Raw genomic sequence first — 15,590 nt, forward strand, 5'->3', positions numbered from 1 at the left:
TACCAATGAATGTTGGTACTTTTTTTACATGCTCCACTCTTTACAATGAAAGCTATAGAACAACGCAATTATCTTTTGTAAAGGTGTGGTCCACATGGCCCTTATTTATTCTTTCGTAAAAATGATACTGATGCTGTGGTTTCGTCCTCGTGTACTTGGACTTTCCAAAATCGACTTGTCGAAGCCATCTCTTATCACTCCCAATCACGTCTCCTTGCTAGATGCGGTACTCCTATCCTTTTGCTTGCCAAAAGAAGCGACCTTTGTCGTCAACACGGAGATCGCCAAGCGGTTTGCGTTTTTCCTCCGCTTCCGCAAGCATATCGCGATCGATCCGCTCAACCCGTACTCCATCCGCCACATGCTCCGCGTCCTTCGCAACGGGCAGACGCTGGTGATTTTTCCAGAAGGTCGGATCACGACGACGGGCGGCATCATGAAAATCTACAGCGGTGTCGGCTATCTCGCTCTACGTACTGGCGTAACAGTTTACCCGATCATCATTAATGGCCTGGAACGTTCGATCTTCTCGTATTTGAAAGGAAAGCTGAAGCTCTCCTGGTTCCCGGATGTGACCATGACAGTAGGCACTCCGTTCACCATCGAGCGCGATCAAAACATGTCGATGCGTGAACAAAAAGCCACGGCCAATGATCGTATCCTGCGTATTCTCCAAGAAGGCTTGTTCGAGAGCCGGATGAAGCAAAACGTGAATCTGTTTGATGAAGTTCTCGAAGCAGCTCGCCTGAATGGTGCAAAAATGGAGATCGCCAAGGACTTGACGTCCGCGATCGACTACAAGACCTTGTTAATCGGCAGCTACTTACTCGGCAACAAATTGCAGCCAATGCTCTTGGGAAAACCCGTTGTCGGTGTATTCCTCCCCAATTCAGTGGGACATCTCATAACGTTGCTATCGTTGTTCCGCATCGGGACCACTCCAGCCATCCTAAACTTTTCGCTTGGCATTCGTTCGCTTCTGGATTGCTGTGAGACTGCCCATATCGATACGATCCTGACGTCGCGTGTATTCATTGAAAAAGGGAAGCTGGAGCACATCATCGCAGGTCTTTCACCAAGCATGAAAATCATTTATCTCGAGGATTTGAAAGCATTAGCAACTGCTTTTGACAAAGTGTCCGCACTCTTCTCTTATTTGCAGAAGAAAAAAGCTTCTGCAACGAATAACGAGCTGATTCTCTTCACTTCCGGTAGTGAGAGCAAGCCAAAAGGTGTCGTACTCACGCATACGAATCTGTACGCGAATATCCAGCAAGTGACCAGCGCAATCGACATTACGAGCCGCGACAAATTTTTCAATGCTCTTCCGATGTTCCACAGCTTCGGACTAACCGTAGGAACACTCGTGCCAGTCGTCAAAGGCATCCCTGTTTATCTGTATCCAAGTCCGTTGCATTACAAGGCGATTTCGGAATTGGTCTATGATCAAAACGCAACGATTCTCTTCGGAACCTCGACCTTTATGGCTGGTTACGGACGCATGGCCCATCCTTACAACTTCTACTCCTTGCGCTACGTATTTGCAGGAGCAGAAAAGCTGAAGGACGATGTGCGCAAACTGTGGATGGAAAAATTCGGTGTGCGGATTTTTGAAGGCTATGGGGCAACGGAGACAGCTCCGATCTTGTCACTAAACACCCCGCTTGCTAACAAACCAGGAACCGTCGGTCGTTTGATGCCAGGAATGTCCGCCAAGCTGGAACCGGTCGAAGGAATCGATGCTGGCGGAGAGCTTTTGGTGAAGGGTCCGAACGTCATGAAGGGTTATATGATTCACGGAAAAGGCTTTGTTCCCGCTGAGGAATGGTATCACACAGGTGATTTGGTTACAGCCGACAAGGACGGCTTTCTCAGCATCCAATCCCGCCTGAAGCGCTTTGCCAAAATCGGCGGCGAGATGGTTTCGCTCAATCTGGTGGAAGAACTGGCTATGCAATGCTTCGGACACTCCGGTTTTGCAGCAATCACAGTGAATGATCCGCGAAAAGGTGAGCGTGTCCTGCTATTTACCACAGATGAATCGGTTCAGCTAAGCCAATTACGCGCGTATTTGACGGAAAAACAATACTCGCCATTGCTTATACCAGGTACGATGCAAATCATCAAGGCTCTACCACTTCTCGGCAGCGGCAAAACGGATTACGTCAGTCTGAAACAGCTGGCCGAAACGGGAGGAAAATGATGTGAACATACGATTAAAACCACTACAAGCCCTGTACTTCACTCAATTTCTATCGGCCTTTGCCGACAACATGATTTTGTTTGTCATCGCGAATCTACTGCGGGAGAATGGTTTTTCTCCCGCGATGCTTGCACTTGTATCGATTTCATTCTTTCTCCCTTACATTTTTCTCGCTCCACTGGTTGGGCCTTTTGCCGACAAGCACGCCAAGTCAATCGTGCTGGTGATTGGCAACCTGATTAAAGCGCTTGGTGTCGTCCTGCTGTTTTTCATTGACCAGTCGAGCATCATGATGCTGATGTTGTGTTATTTCACAGTAGGAGTCGGAGCGGTCGTGTATTCTCCGGCCAAGTACGGAATTTTGCCGGAGCTAACTCGAAATGAAGATGAACTGTTTCATGCGAATGCACGCATCGAAGCCTATACGATCTTTGCGATTCTCACAGGAATCGGCGGTGGTGGAGCCATCGCAAACATGACAGCGCCGCTTATCTCGTCAGGAATTTGTCTGCTGATCTATCTGCTGTCGCTCGGTATGACTTTCTTCATTCCTCGCATGAGAGGGGATGCATCGATTCGCTATGGGGTAGAAGCACGACGCTTTTTCATTGACTTCCAGCACCTGATGAATCGCCCAGAAACGAGCTTTGCCCTGATTGGAACCGGAGCATTCTGGATGTCCTCCGCTGTCCTGCGTGTGGCCGTTCTGGCCTGGATTCCCCTCGCGCTAGGGATTAACCCGGAGAGCTTCTCTGTATCGCTGATTCTCGCAACAACATCCATCGGAATTATCGCCGGAGCTTTTCTCGCTCCGAAACTCATTCCTTTGTCTCATTTCACTCGATCGCTGACATACGGATTCGGAATGTTTCTCATCATCGTGCTATTTCCTTGGACGAATATCACCTTCATTGCCATCTGTCTATTGCTTCTCGTCGGATTCATGGGTGGCGTGTTCATTATCCCGATGAATACCGTCTTGCAGGACGAAGGCAAGCGGATGGTTGGTTCCGGGAAAACGATTGCGATTCAGAACTTCATCGAGAATCTGCTGATGGCAGTAGGCTCCGGCATTTACTACCTGATCACCTATATCGGCATCTCCATCTCCGGTGCGATCGTTGGTCAAGGGCTGCTGCTGCTCGGGTTCCTGTTGTACTTGGTGAAGTATCGCAGAAGAATCGTTCGTTGACAGATTGGCGTCATAGAAAAAGAAAAAGCCGTGACTACTAGCGTCACGGCTTTCTTGCGTTCATCCCTGTTATTTCTTTTGCTGCGTATTGGTTGTCGGTGTGACCGATTTTTCCGCAGCCTTTCTCGCTTCGTTCAGTTGATGATAAAATTCGCCTTTCGTTTTGACAGTCGCGAACTTCGCTGCATCGACTTTTACTTTTGCAGACAGCTCGGTGATTTCTTCTTTGGTTACCGCGTCCTTGATATTGATGGAAGCGATATTGGTGTATTTGCCATCTGCCGTTTTCGGAACGCTCAGAATGCCTGCATGGATCAGCTCTACGACGTCCTTGCGTTCAGGTGCTGTGGTGTCCACACCTGTAATCTTCCAGTTGTTTTGTACTTTTGGCTCGTAAACGCCTTTTTTCACTTCTTTCAGGTACGCAATAGCGCGATTGCGGATCGTTCCACCTGTTTCACCAAACGCCGTATTGTCCTTGGAAGACCACAGTTGTTCGAACTTGCGTCCTTCCAACGCGCCACCTTTTGCCTGCAAAGCTTCCATCCGGTATGAGTTCATTCCGAGCTTCAAGGTATCCTCAGCTTTGATCGGTGTCTCATCTAGCTTGCGGAGGTTCGTGATGCGGCTGCCGTATGGCTTCGTCAGGTCGATTTCGTATTTCACGCCACCGAAGAAATCGTTGGTACTGTATTTGGAAGCGCGGCGTTTTGGATCAAAGCTTACTGTCACGTCACCAGGGCGCGTGGAATTGAAATAGCCCACAGCCCATTCCATATAGTCCTTCAAGTCTTTTCCGGTTACTTTGTAAACAGTAATCTCGCCACCTGCGTATTGGTAGTTGTAGGCGATATCCTTTTTCTTGATCGGGCCGACATCCAGCTTGGCTTTGTCGTTGTCGATCTGGTGGGCAACCACGTCTGCTTTACTGTAGTAGAGCATCACTTCATGGAAAAAGTCGGATAGAGGCGTCTCTTGAATTTGTACCGTCGGGATGCCCTCTATCTCGTTTTTCGGAACCAGGTTCATGCCTTTGAGCTCTGCTACGACGATGTTGGCATCTGCACGTGCGAACTCATGGAAGGGCTGGAGCTTGGTCTCCAGCGCTGCATCGGATACCGCTGGTGTGCCATCTGCGCCTTTTACAGGGAGCGCAGTCGCTTCCTTGTCAGTCAGCACGAGCTTTCCGTCTTTCTTTTCAAAAGTCAGGTCAATGCGGGAGATATGAGTTGCATATTTGTCCGGCTCGGAAATCAGGACGCCGTTGATCTCTTCCTTTTTCACAAGCTTGTGCATATGACCGGCAAAAATCGCGGTCAGTTCTGGAACGGCGTTCGCGATATCTGCTACGCCCGTACCCGGAATGCCGTTTTCATTCTCGATGCCCATGTGCATGAGACCGATCATGACGTCTACTTTGCCTTCCAACTCTTTTACGGCTTTCTTGGTTTCTTCTACCGGGTTTTTGATCACGAGGCCATCCAGATGATCGGTTCCTTTTTCGAAATCGGTAATCATCGGCGTGTTCATCCCAATGACGCCGATTTTTACACCTGCGCGTTCAATGATCGTGTACGCTGGCAAGAAACGCTCGCCATTTTCTTTGTAAATGTTCCCTGCCAAAACAGCGCCTTTGTATTGGCTACTGACCTTGTCCAATACATCGAGTCCAAAATTAAATTCATGATTGCCAAAAGCCCATGCGTCATAGTTCATTTCGTTCATTGCGACCATGATAGGAGACTGCGGTTGGTCGTTGAACAGCTCTGCCGAGTTGTCTTGGATCGAATCGCCTGCATCCAGCAACACGGTGTTCGGATTTTCTTTGCGAACCTCTTTAATCATCGTGAACAGCTGCGTCATGCTGCCATTTTGATTTGGGCCATCCAAAGCATAATCCCACGGCATGAATCGTCCGTGAATGTCAGATGTACCCAACAACGTAATTTTGGTAGGTGTTTCTGCGGCTTTTACCGGTGCGGCGATCCCCATCATCGCACTGCCAAGCACCATGGTTGTAAGTGCTACACTTAATAAGCCCTTCGCTAGTTTTTTCATGTTTTCCCCTCTGTCTCTCTTAATCTGTCAATGCCCCTCGATGGTGTTGCTCTTATTGCCCTCCTATTCTATTTTGTATGAAAATTCTGGGTTGCTATCTAACTATAGCAGGCATATGAAAGGAAAAATAGCAAAAAAGCCGTGACGTAAATGTCACGACTTGATCGCTGCATAGTTCTGCAAACACTCCAGAAAGAGTTCCCCGTACTTCTCAAATTTCGCCTCGCCTACTCCTTTGATCTTGAGCATGGCCTGCTTGTCTGTCGGGCAAACACTGCTCATTTCCTTTAAGGTACTGTCTGGGAAAATCACGTACGGCGGTACCTTTTGTCGCGTCGAGATTTCCTTGCGCAACGCGCGTAGGTGCTCGAACAACTCGTCATCCTCTGTCAGTTGCACAGGACGTATCGAGATTTTTTGCACAACACGCTCTTCGCCCCGCAGAACAGGCAATGCCCGCTCCCCCAGCTTGACGATTGGGTATTGGCTCTCCGTTACTTGCAAATACCCTTCGGCAATGAGGAGCTGGATCAAATCTGCGATTTCTTTTTCCTTGTATTCCTTCATCAGACCGTACGTAGGCAGCTGGTCGAAGGAGAACTGGGTGACCTTTTTATTCTTGGAGCCTTTCAGCACCTGCGCGACGAGTGCGGCCCCGAAGCGCTCTCTCATACGTTTGACGCAGGAGAAAATCTTCTGCGCTTCGAGTGTAATATCGGACAGCTCAGTCTCATCGGTGCAGTTCCCGCAGCGTCCGCACTCGACAGCGTCTGTTTCGCCGAAGTATTGCACAATGTTTTGCTGCAAGCAGCGCGGCGTCCGGCAATAGTCGATCATGGCGTACAGCTTTTTGTACTCAAGCTCCTTGCGCTCGTCCAGCACTTGATTCTGCTCGATGAAAAACGTTTGCGTCTGAATATCCTGGGGCTGAAACAGTAGAATACACTCACTTAGCTCTCCATCGCGTCCCGCGCGGCCTGCTTCTTGGTAATACGCCTCCAGATTTTTCGGCATGTTGTAATGAATGACGTAGCGCACATTGGACTTGTCGATGCCCATGCCAAATGCGTTGGTCGCGATCATCGTCCGGACATCATCGAACAGGAATGCTTCCTGGTTGGCCGCACGCTCCTCCTCCGTCAGTCCAGCATGGTATTTGGTCACGGCAAAGCCACGCTTGTCCAAATCGGCATGCAAGGCGTCCACGTCTTTTCTCGTTGCCGCATAAATAATGCCCGCCTGCTGCTTATTCGCCCGCAAGTACGCTTGAATGAATTCTCGACGGTTCTCCCCCTTGCGTACAGACAAGATGAGATTGTCTCTGCCAAACCCTGTGATAAAAAGGCGCTCGTCCTTTAATTCTAGCTGTCGCTTGATGTCCTCGGTTACCTCCGGTGTCGCTGTCGCCGTCAAGGCTGCGACGATCGGGCGCTGTGGCAAGGATTGAAGAAAACGGGCGATCGCCAAATAGCTCGGACGGAAATCGTGCCCCCACTGCGAGACGCAATGCGCTTCGTCTACTGCCACAAACGAGATGGGTACATCCTGAATCAGGTTTTGGAACGTTTCGGATTCCAATCGTTCCGGGGCGATATACAACAGCTTGTACTCTCCCCGCGCTGCCATACGCAGTCGATCGCGAACCTCGCTATAATCGAGTGAGCTGTTAATTTGAGTGGCGGGAATGCCCATGCTGACCAGCACGTCGACCTGATCCTTCATCAGCGAGATGAGTGGGGAAATCACGATGGTTACGCCGTCCTGGAGCATCGCTGGGACTTGATAGCAGATCGATTTCCCGCCACCTGTTGGCATGATGCCTACGGTGTCATGTCCAGCTAACAGGCTCGTGATGATTTTCTTCTGGCCTTCTCGAAATGATTCGTAGCCAAAGTACTTTCGTAAAATCTCTTGCGCTTTATCTAACAAAGAGAATCACCTTCTCTTTCGACAGTTTTTCAATGGTTTTCTACTAGTTTAAACATAGGCATTGGGACAAAACAAGGGGGACTGCTTTGTTTGGGTTAACATGGTGGAGGAGAAGAAAAAGCACAGTTCTCTTCGACTCTGACACGCCAGCATGGGGGATTGACTGTCCGTCTCCACTTAAAAAAGGGGACCGTCGAGCCAAAGCCACCCTACGGGCGGAAGTATTTCAAAGAAGAAGTGTTCGACAAGCGTAGTCCCCTTTTTTAAGTTCCGACTGGGTAGGCGTTGTCAAGGTCTGCGAGCCCTGTGCTTTTTCTTCTCATCAGCTTTGGTCGTTGATCAATACCTTTTCATACTATCAAAAAAGCACCACAAGGGTGCCCTAATAAGTAGCTTAGGAAGTTACCGAATAAATAAACCGTTTTTTCTGTAGAAGCCAAATGAACAAGTACACGACATACCCAATAATACCGCCCGCTGTATTCAAAAGCAGGTCATCGACATCAAACCTTCCAACGTTCATTAGGAGTTGCGCCAGTTCCACACCGAGACTAAGCATCAGGGATAGCAAAATGACTCTGACCAGGGAACCGGCTTTTTTCGGAAACAGGAGTGGCAGCAGGAAGCCTAGCGGCATGAAGGCGATCACGTTTCCTACGAAGTTCACTACACTGTGCCAGCTTTGGTTATACCGAATGGTTTTGACATAGTTTTCGATTTCATGAAACGGCACCAAATTACTTCGGTGGCGCAACCGCTCCACAATCACAGACGGATCGCTCCAAATGATTTTCCACTGATCCAATAGCAAGCTACTATCCAAACTGCCGAATTTAAACAGCAGTACTTTCACGATGAGAAACAAGTAAAGGGCAAACACTGCATAACCAGCAATAGCAAGCAGTTCTGTTGGTCTCTCCATTTTTTGCACGTTATCCATTGTCAAACCCTCTCTCCATCAGTTTTCTTATCTCGACAGCCCATGTTGTTTTCCTCATAAAAAAAGCCCTCCTACATCTGCAAAAACAAAGGCTGTAACCTTCATGCAGTCAGGATAGACTTTTCGATTAAAATAAACAGAAACGAAAGGTAAAGAAAAAGTAAAGCTTTTCTCAAAGGCTTGAGATTGTACGTGGGAGCCAAACCGTGAAGGTCGTCCATTCCTTTGTGCTTTCGGCGGAAATGCTGCCATGGTGCAGGTCGATGATGCTTTTGGCGATAGCGAGACCGAGGCCTGAGCCCCCTGTCTCTTTCGATCGTGAGGCCTCCACCCGAAAAAAGCGTTCAAACAAGCTCGGCAAATATTCAGCCGGGATCGGCGCTCCGTTATTGGCGACAGAAATCGCGACACCTTCTCCTTGCTCGAAGACGCGAATGATAATTTCTGTACCATCGTGTCCATATTTCACGGCATTGGAAATGAGGTTTTCCAGAACCCGAACGAGCTTGTCGGTATCTCCTGCCATTTCAATTTTTTGATCAGGCGTATCTACGATTAACTGAAGCCCAGCCTCATTCGCCACGAGTCGAAAGCCGACCGATACTTGCTCAACCAGCTCTACCAAGTCAAACTCCGTTCGGTTTAAATACGCCCCGCGATTCCGGACCTTCGTGTATTCAAACAAATCATTGACGAGCACGTTCATTTGCTTGGCCTTCTCGTAGGCGATATGGGCGTAGTGCTTGAGCTTCTCTTCGTCCTCGTATTTGTTCTGCTCAATCAGTCCCAAGTAGCCAATAATGGAGGTCAACGGCGTTCGCAAATCATGGGAAACGTTGGTGACCAACTCATCCTTCGATTGCTCCAGCCGCCGCTCCTCCTCCATCGCATCCAAAGCGCTTTTGACCAGAGCATGGATACTATCGACGACTTGGCCCAAGCTGCCGTTCGGACGAATGGAAATCTGGTGATGATAATTGCCTTTTGCAATATAATGCAGCTCACTTATTATTTGCTCCATCTGCTTTTGTTCCAGGTACTTGCGGATACGTACGGCGGACCACGCTACAAACATACCCGTCGCGAGCAAAATGATCGGGATTTTGAAGGAGTTGATATCGAAATTGATCCGCAATTTCCAGATGAACTCTCTGATCTGCGGGATGGTATACAAATAGTTGTTGGCAAAAAAATCAGCCATCTGAAAAACAGCGTAGATGATCATGAGGCCAAGCAGCAAATCGAAAAGGATGCGGATAAAATCCTTGGCTCTAAGCTTCAATTTTATAGCCGACCCCCCAGACCGTCTGTATCACCTTTTCGCCATTGGTCGCCTTCTCCAGCTTTTCTCGTAGGTTGCTGATGTGAACCATCACGGTCTTGTAGGAAACGAAATTCTCCATTTTCCAGCAGCGGTCAAAAATTTCTTCCGAGCTGAATACTCGATTCGGATGACTTGCCAGAAGATGCAGGACAGAAAATTCCAATGCCGTCAGCTTGATCGGGGTGCCTTCTTTTGTCTGAACGAAGTGACTTTGCTTGTCGATAATCAATGGCCCCGCCTCAATCACATGATCCTGTTTGCTTGCCTGCGTGTAGTTCGACCGTCGCAGGAGAGACTTGACCCGCGCAATCACTTCCAGCGGATTAAACGGCTTCGCCACATAATCGTCTGCACCCGTCATCAAGCCTAGGATTTTGTCCATATCATTCGTTTTGGCACTCGCCATCAGAATGGGAATGGTCGAGTTTTTTCGTATTCGTTTGGTAACTTCCAGCCCATCCAGATTGGGCATCATCACATCCAGAATGACGAGATCGATGGGCTTCTGCTCCAGCCTCTCCATCGCTTCCAGACCGTCAAAAGCCTTTTCGATCTCATACCCTTCGTTGCTCAAATATATCGCCATCAGCTCTACAATCTCTTTGTCGTCATCTACAATCAAAATCCTCACGGACAAACACCTCCGAACTCGTGCATGGTAGATATAGATAGCATCACTATAACAAGAATTGTTAAAGAAAAGGTAAAGCAAGTGATTGTTCTCTAACATTATCGCCATTCCGTTCACGAGACCAACCGGGCGAATGAGAGAGCAATATTTCAAACATCCCCTTGTGTTATAACTAACTTGAATTTCAATCAAGGGAGATGAAACCATGCGTAATTTGAAAGGGAAAATTGCATTGGTAACCGGAGCAAGCCGTGGGATTGGTCGTGGCATCGCATTACGTCTGGCACAGGATGGCGCATTGGTCGTCGTACATTACGGAAGACGGCAAGAAGAAGCAGAAGCAGTCGTACATGAGATTGAACGAACGGGAGGCCAAGCATTCGCAATCGGTACGGACTTGCGCACCCTTGACGGCATTCGCGATTTCTATGCGACATTGGACGAAGCACTGCAGAATCGTACAGGAGATCATCGTTTTGACATTCTCGTCAATAACGCAGGCATCGGACAAATCTTAACGTTGGAAGAGGCTACCGAGGAATCGTTTGACGAGGTCATGAACATCAATGTCAAAGCGCCGTTTTTTATGATCCAACAAGCTTTGCCCCGCTTAAGAGAGGGAGGCCGTATCATCAATCTCTCATCCTTTGTGACTCGTGCAGCTTCCCCAAGTGTGTTCACTTACAGTATATCGAAGGGGGCAATTAACACATTGACGCTAGCCCTGGCTAAACAACTGGGGAGCCGTCATATTACGGTAAATGCGATCTTGCCGGGCATTATTAACACGGAGATGAATGCTGGCACATTGCAAGATAATCCGGATGGGCAGAAGTACGCCGCCGGACTTTCCACCTTCAACAGATGGGGAGAGCCTGATGATGTAGCGGATATTGCCGCCTTTCTTGCTTCCTCGGACAGCCGTTGGGTAACGGGTCAATTGATTGATGCAAGTGGCGGTTCGCATCTGTAATGGTTCTCAAAAAAATAACCGATGGCCACAAACATGGGACCATCGGTTTTGTTTATGAAGATCCTATTCTTTTGGATGAATCATTTGTTCAGGGCGCACGACTTGATCGAATTGCTCTTCGGTCAGCAAATTGCTCTTGATCGCCGCTTCCTTGAGTGTGATGCCTTCTTTGTGAGCCAGCTTCGCTACGGCTGCCGCATTTTCATAGCCGATATGCGGGTTCAGGGCCGTCACCAGCATCAGCGAGTTGTTCAGGTTTTCTTTGATCACTGTCAGATCAGGCTCGATGCCTACTGCGCAATTGTCGTTGAAGGACTTCATCGCGTCTGCCAACAATCTTGCAGATTGCAGGAAATTGTAGATGATCACTGGCTTAAACACGTTCAGTTCGAAGTTCCCCTGGCTTGCAGCAAAGCCAATCGCAGCATCATTGCCCATCACTTGGCATACGACCATTGTCATCGCTTCGCTTTGGGTCGGATTCACCTTGCCTGGCATGATGGAGCTGCCTGGCTCATTCGCCGGAATGATAAGTTCACCGATTCCGCAACGCGGGCCGCTCGCCAGCCATCTAACGTCATTAGCGATTTTCATCAGATCAGCAGCCAGTGCTTTCAGGGCGCCATGTACATGAACGAGCTCGTCATGGCTGGTCAGCGCGTGGAACTTGTTTTCTGCGGTCACGAATTGGTGGTTGGTTTCCTTGCTGATTTCTGCTGCGACCATCTCACCGAAGCGCGGATGTGCATTGATGCCTGTTCCTACCGCTGTACCGCCAATCGCCAGCTCACGCAGATACTCATTGCTCTCCTTGATCATCTTTTCCGATTTTTCCAGCATGCGTACCCAACCGCTGAATTCTTGGCCCAGCGTCAGCGGAGTAGCGTCCTGCAAATGCGTGCGACCGATTTTGATGATATCCATATAGGCTTCGCTTTTTTCTTTCAGTGTTGCTTTTAACAGCTGGAGTGCAGGCAGTACTTGCTCCTCGATAGCGACCAGCCCAGCCATGTGCATCGCTGTCGGGAAAGTATCATTGGAGCTCTGCGATTTATTCACATCATCGTTGGCGTGGATGCGAGCCGAGCTGCCCTTCTCTTGCAGCAATTGGTTCGCGCGATGAGCAATGACTTCGTTGACGTTCATGTTGGATTGCGTGCCGCTGCCAGTTTGCCAGACAACCAGTGGGAAATGCTCATCCCATTTTCCTTGGATCACTTCATCTGCGGCCGCCACAATCGCTTCTGCCTTTTCACCGTCGAGCTTACCCAGCTTTTGATTCGCCAGAGCAGCGCTTTTTTTCAGGATGGCAAACATGCGAATCAGGGGAAGTGGCATTTTTTCTTCGCCAATTTCAAAGTTTTGGAAGCTGCGTTGTGTTTGAGCGCCCCACAGCTTATCCGCCGGAACCTTGATTTCTCCAATCGTGTCCTTTTCAATTCTGAATTCCATCTCGCATCCTCCTCAATATCGAACGTTTTACTTATGTCAAAAAGGAAATGAAGCAGTTCTTCTCCATTAAAATGATAATGATTTTCATTCTTGTTATCAAGCAATGAAGTGTTTTTTCTGGAAAAATAATGTTACCCTCCAACGGTTGTGGTCGGGGGAAGCCCTGCCACATGTCTTCCAGTCGCCTGTATCCTCTCTTCGTTCGGGCGGTCTCCTTCCAGACATGTGACAGTGCTTACGTACAACTTATGTGTAGTAGGAGCTTTTACAACGTTTTGTAAGTAATTAAAGGAGACTTCATGAGTTCACTAAGAAGTTAACAAAAAACCGCGTAGAAGAAGCGCATTTCCAGTCCAAGCGCCTCTGGAGCCCTACCTAGCGCAGGAAAAAATGGCGGGGAATTTCAGCTTCACTTATGAAACCCATCCTCGAAACTTCTACGTTTGAAGCGCTCCCGCCATTTATTCCGAAGCGTGCAGTCAATCCCCCTTGCAGGGCGTAGGCCGAAGCGTAGACTGGAAATGCGCTTCTTCCCTTACGACAGCCACTTGAAATGAAAAAGACGAAAGCCACGCATGGCCTCCGTCTTCTAGTATTCCTTATTATCTGCTTTCTACTTCTACCGAAACGACATGATCAACCGCCTTCAGCAAGCTGTATATATCCGTCGTATACGTATTTTCCGATGCCGTAATCATCATTTCCAGCTTTTGCAGACTATTGTCTAAGTCTTTGACCTTCACCCGCTTCACTTGCAGTTCGAGGTGCTTAATCTGTTTGAACACCAAATCCAAATCGCCCCCGCCTTCGACCACAATCTTGATCGACAAATCTCTTTGTCTGAGCGATTCTGGACCAACCAAGCGAAGAATGATCGGGAACAAATTAATCGCCAAAATGATGAGTATGGTTGCTGTCACTGCCTCAAAATAAAACCCTGCCCCGACAGCAATCCCCAAGCCAGAAGCAGCCCACACCATGGAAGCCGTAGTCAACCCGGAAATCACATCGTTACTCCGGCGTAGAATAACACCCGCTCCAAGGAAACCGACACCGCTCACAATTTGAGCAGCCAAACGCAGTGGGTCCATATTTGTGTGGCCAGGCAAGGAGAATCGATGCACGGATTCAATGGAGACAATCGTAATGAGACAGCTCGCTACCGATATGACCATACTGGTTTTTACACCAAGCGGTTTGTGCTTGAGCTGTCGATCCATTCCGATCAGTAGGCCCAGAAATAGTGCGACTCCTAGTTTTAGCAAAAAATCATACGTCATGAATGCCGAGAGTGACATGAGTTTCTCCCCCCATCTGCTTTGATGTCAGGTTATCTTCCATTACCTATGATAGAAAGTATATATCGTCTTTCACCTAGTGTAAACGAGGCTTTCATTCTTCATGCAAAAAGCGGAAAACCCCCACATCAGGGATTTTCCGCTTATCTGTTTCCTTATGAATGGCTGCGAATCATGCGTTTCTGTAACGACAGCAGACGTCCAAAAAGGAAGATGGCACCAGCAGCCAATCCCGTAATCAGACCAATCCAGTATCCGAATGCTGCAAGCGAAGTGAATTTCGCCAGAATGTATCCCAAAGGCAAGCCAATCACCCAATAAGATATCAGCGCAACGATAAAGGGAACGGTCACATCCTTGTACCCGCGCAGTACCCCTTGAATAGGTGCCGCTACGGCATCAGAGATCAGGAAGAGGATCGAGTACATCAAGAAATGCTGGGCAAGCTCCAATACCTCGATGTCGGTCGTGTAAAAACCAGCCACCTGCTCGCTAAACATCAGCAAACTGATTCCGAACAAAAGGGCGATACCTAGAGCGATACCTATCCCCAAATAACTGTACTGCTTCGCGTCCCGAAACCTTTTGGCTCCAACCTCAAAGCCAACGACAATCGTCAACGCCATGGATATGCTCAATGGCACCATGTACAGGAATGATGCGAAGTTCATCGCCGCCTGATGCGCAGCAATCGTAATCGTGCTGTATTCACTCATAAACAAAGTGACGGCCGCAAAAATGCTAACCTCGCAAAAGATTGAAAATCCGATGGGAAGCCCCAGCTTCAGCAGCTCTTTCCATGCTTTCATCGAGATCCGGTGAAATGTAGAGAACAAACCGAACTCAACGAATGGGTGTACGCGATTCACGACAAATAGAGTAATCAGCAAAATACACCAGTATGTGATGCCAGATGCAAGCCCGGCACCGATTCCACCCAGCCTGGGCAAGCCAAAGTTACCAAAGATAAGGGCGTAGTTTAAAAAGACGTTAATCGGCAACGAAAGCAGGGTAATGAACATCGTTACCCGTGTCTGTCCTAATGCATCGATAAAGCAACGGAGCACCGTATAAAGAAACATCGGAATAATTCCAATAGCGATTGCATGCAGGAAGCCGCGAGCAATCGTGCGCACCTCAGGCTCCAATTGCATCCAGTTCAGGATCGGATCAAGCACCAAACCACCGACGATGATGACACCGATCGCAATCCCCACACTCAAATATAAGGCCTGCATAACCGTGTAAGACACCTGATCTCGTTTCCCTGCCCCAACCATCTGTGCAACCATCGGCATGACAGCCATCAGAATCCCCGTCAAGCCTGCTTGAACAGGTGTCCATAGACTAGCACCAATCGCTACCCCCGCCAAATCTGTCGGACTGGCATGTCCAGACATGATGGTATCAGCGAACGTCATCGAAAACAGCGCCAGCTGTGATATCAAGATCGGAAGCAAAACAGCCAAAAACTGTCGCCATTTTTCTTTTAGCGAATAGGTTTCATTCATTTTTCATTTCCTTCTAACCTTATAAGATGGGCTTATCGTTCAAATTATAAGTATATCAAAACAAGTAGGAATCGGCAAA

At 48.5% G+C, this 15,590-nt stretch carries 11 protein-coding genes; 3 read left to right on the plus strand and 8 right to left on the minus strand.

Going from position 1 to position 15,590, the window contains the following annotated elements; all coding sequences use genetic code 11:
- The first annotated feature begins 94 nt into the window (after positions 1-94).
- Together ACKKE8_RS30340 and lplT are read left to right on the plus strand one after the other, a co-directional pair.
- On the plus strand, positions 95-2,203 hold the full coding sequence (locus ACKKE8_RS30340) for an AMP-binding protein (protein ID WP_409176259.1): 2,109 nt from the start codon (positions 95-97) through the stop codon (positions 2,201-2,203).
- Between the two features lies 1 nt (position 2,204).
- Entirely contained in the window at positions 2,205-3,395 is a 1,191-nt protein-coding gene (gene lplT, locus ACKKE8_RS30345) for a lysophospholipid transporter LplT (protein ID WP_409176260.1), read from the plus strand.
- A gap of 69 nt (positions 3,396-3,464) precedes the next feature.
- Here the strand turns inward: lplT and ACKKE8_RS30350 are convergent, their stop codons facing one another.
- The 5 genes from ACKKE8_RS30350 to ACKKE8_RS30370 all read right to left on the minus strand — a co-directional run bounded on the left by ACKKE8_RS30350 (position 3,465) and on the right by ACKKE8_RS30370 (position 10,283).
- Complete coding sequence (locus ACKKE8_RS30350) at positions 3,465-5,408, minus strand: bifunctional metallophosphatase/5'-nucleotidase (protein ID WP_409179227.1); 1,944 nt, start codon at positions 5,406-5,408, stop codon at positions 3,465-3,467.
- Between the two features lie 198 nt (positions 5,409-5,606).
- Complete coding sequence (gene recQ, locus ACKKE8_RS30355) at positions 5,607-7,382, minus strand: DNA helicase RecQ (RefSeq protein ID WP_409176261.1); 1,776 nt, start codon at positions 7,380-7,382, stop codon at positions 5,607-5,609.
- A 394-nt stretch (positions 7,383-7,776) separates the two neighbouring features.
- Positions 7,777-8,322: a VanZ family protein gene (locus ACKKE8_RS30360; protein ID WP_409176262.1), complete on the minus strand. Its 546-nt coding sequence runs from the start codon at positions 8,320-8,322 to the stop codon at positions 7,777-7,779.
- A gap of 172 nt (positions 8,323-8,494) precedes the next feature.
- The gene (locus tag ACKKE8_RS30365) at positions 8,495-9,604 is read right to left on the minus strand and encodes a sensor histidine kinase (RefSeq protein ID WP_409176263.1); all 1,110 of its coding nucleotides are present in this window, start codon (positions 9,602-9,604) and stop codon (positions 8,495-8,497) included.
- Entirely contained in the window at positions 9,594-10,283 is a 690-nt protein-coding gene (locus tag ACKKE8_RS30370) for a response regulator transcription factor (RefSeq protein WP_217366319.1), read from the minus strand. Before ACKKE8_RS30370 ends, ACKKE8_RS30365 begins: the two co-directional genes overlap by 11 nt.
- A 199-nt stretch (positions 10,284-10,482) precedes the next feature.
- Between ACKKE8_RS30370 and ACKKE8_RS30375 the strand changes: the two genes are divergently transcribed.
- On the plus strand, positions 10,483-11,250 hold the full coding sequence (locus tag ACKKE8_RS30375; RefSeq protein ID WP_409176264.1) for an SDR family oxidoreductase: 768 nt from the start codon (positions 10,483-10,485) through the stop codon (positions 11,248-11,250).
- 63 nt (positions 11,251-11,313) lie between these two features.
- Here the strand turns inward: ACKKE8_RS30375 and fumC are convergent, their stop codons facing one another.
- The 3 genes from fumC to ACKKE8_RS30390 all read right to left on the minus strand — a co-directional run bounded on the left by fumC (position 11,314) and on the right by ACKKE8_RS30390 (position 15,511).
- Positions 11,314-12,702 (minus strand): class II fumarate hydratase, encoded by a 1,389-nt coding sequence (gene fumC / locus ACKKE8_RS30380; RefSeq protein ID WP_409176265.1) that lies wholly within the window; start codon positions 12,700-12,702, stop codon positions 11,314-11,316.
- 602 nt (positions 12,703-13,304) lie between these two features.
- Complete coding sequence (locus tag ACKKE8_RS30385) at positions 13,305-13,982, minus strand: MgtC/SapB family protein (RefSeq protein ID WP_143276710.1); 678 nt, start codon at positions 13,980-13,982, stop codon at positions 13,305-13,307.
- Positions 13,983-14,155: 173 nt separating this feature from the next.
- The gene (locus ACKKE8_RS30390; RefSeq protein ID WP_409176266.1) at positions 14,156-15,511 is read right to left on the minus strand and encodes an MATE family efflux transporter; all 1,356 of its coding nucleotides are present in this window, start codon (positions 15,509-15,511) and stop codon (positions 14,156-14,158) included.
- Positions 15,512-15,590: the final 79 nt, after the last annotated feature.

It is taken from the genome of Brevibacillus fortis (assembly GCF_046196545.1).
Lineage (GTDB): Bacteria > Bacillota > Bacilli > Brevibacillales > Brevibacillaceae > Brevibacillus > Brevibacillus fortis_A.

What these genes read in the sequence shown, in the direction of transcription:
- ACKKE8_RS30375 (WP_409176264.1), top strand. Translation starts at nt 10,483, where the DNA reads ATGCGTAATTTGAAAGGGAAAATTGCATTGGTAACCGGAGCAAGCCGT.
- ACKKE8_RS30360 (WP_409176262.1), bottom strand. Translation starts at nt 8,322, where the DNA reads ATGGATAACGTGCAAAAAATGGAGAGACCAACAGAACTGCTTGCTATT.
- ACKKE8_RS30340 (WP_409176259.1), top strand. Translation starts at nt 95, where the DNA reads ATGGCCCTTATTTATTCTTTCGTAAAAATGATACTGATGCTGTGGTTT.
- ACKKE8_RS30385 (WP_143276710.1), bottom strand. Translation starts at nt 13,982, where the DNA reads ATGACGTATGATTTTTTGCTAAAACTAGGAGTCGCACTATTTCTGGGC.
- fumC (WP_409176265.1), bottom strand. Translation starts at nt 12,702, where the DNA reads ATGGAATTCAGAATTGAAAAGGACACGATTGGAGAAATCAAGGTTCCG.
- ACKKE8_RS30390 (WP_409176266.1), bottom strand. Translation starts at nt 15,511, where the DNA reads ATGAATGAAACCTATTCGCTAAAAGAAAAATGGCGACAGTTTTTGGCT.
- ACKKE8_RS30350 (WP_409179227.1), bottom strand. Translation starts at nt 5,408, where the DNA reads ATGGTGCTTGGCAGTGCGATGATGGGGATCGCCGCACCGGTAAAAGCC.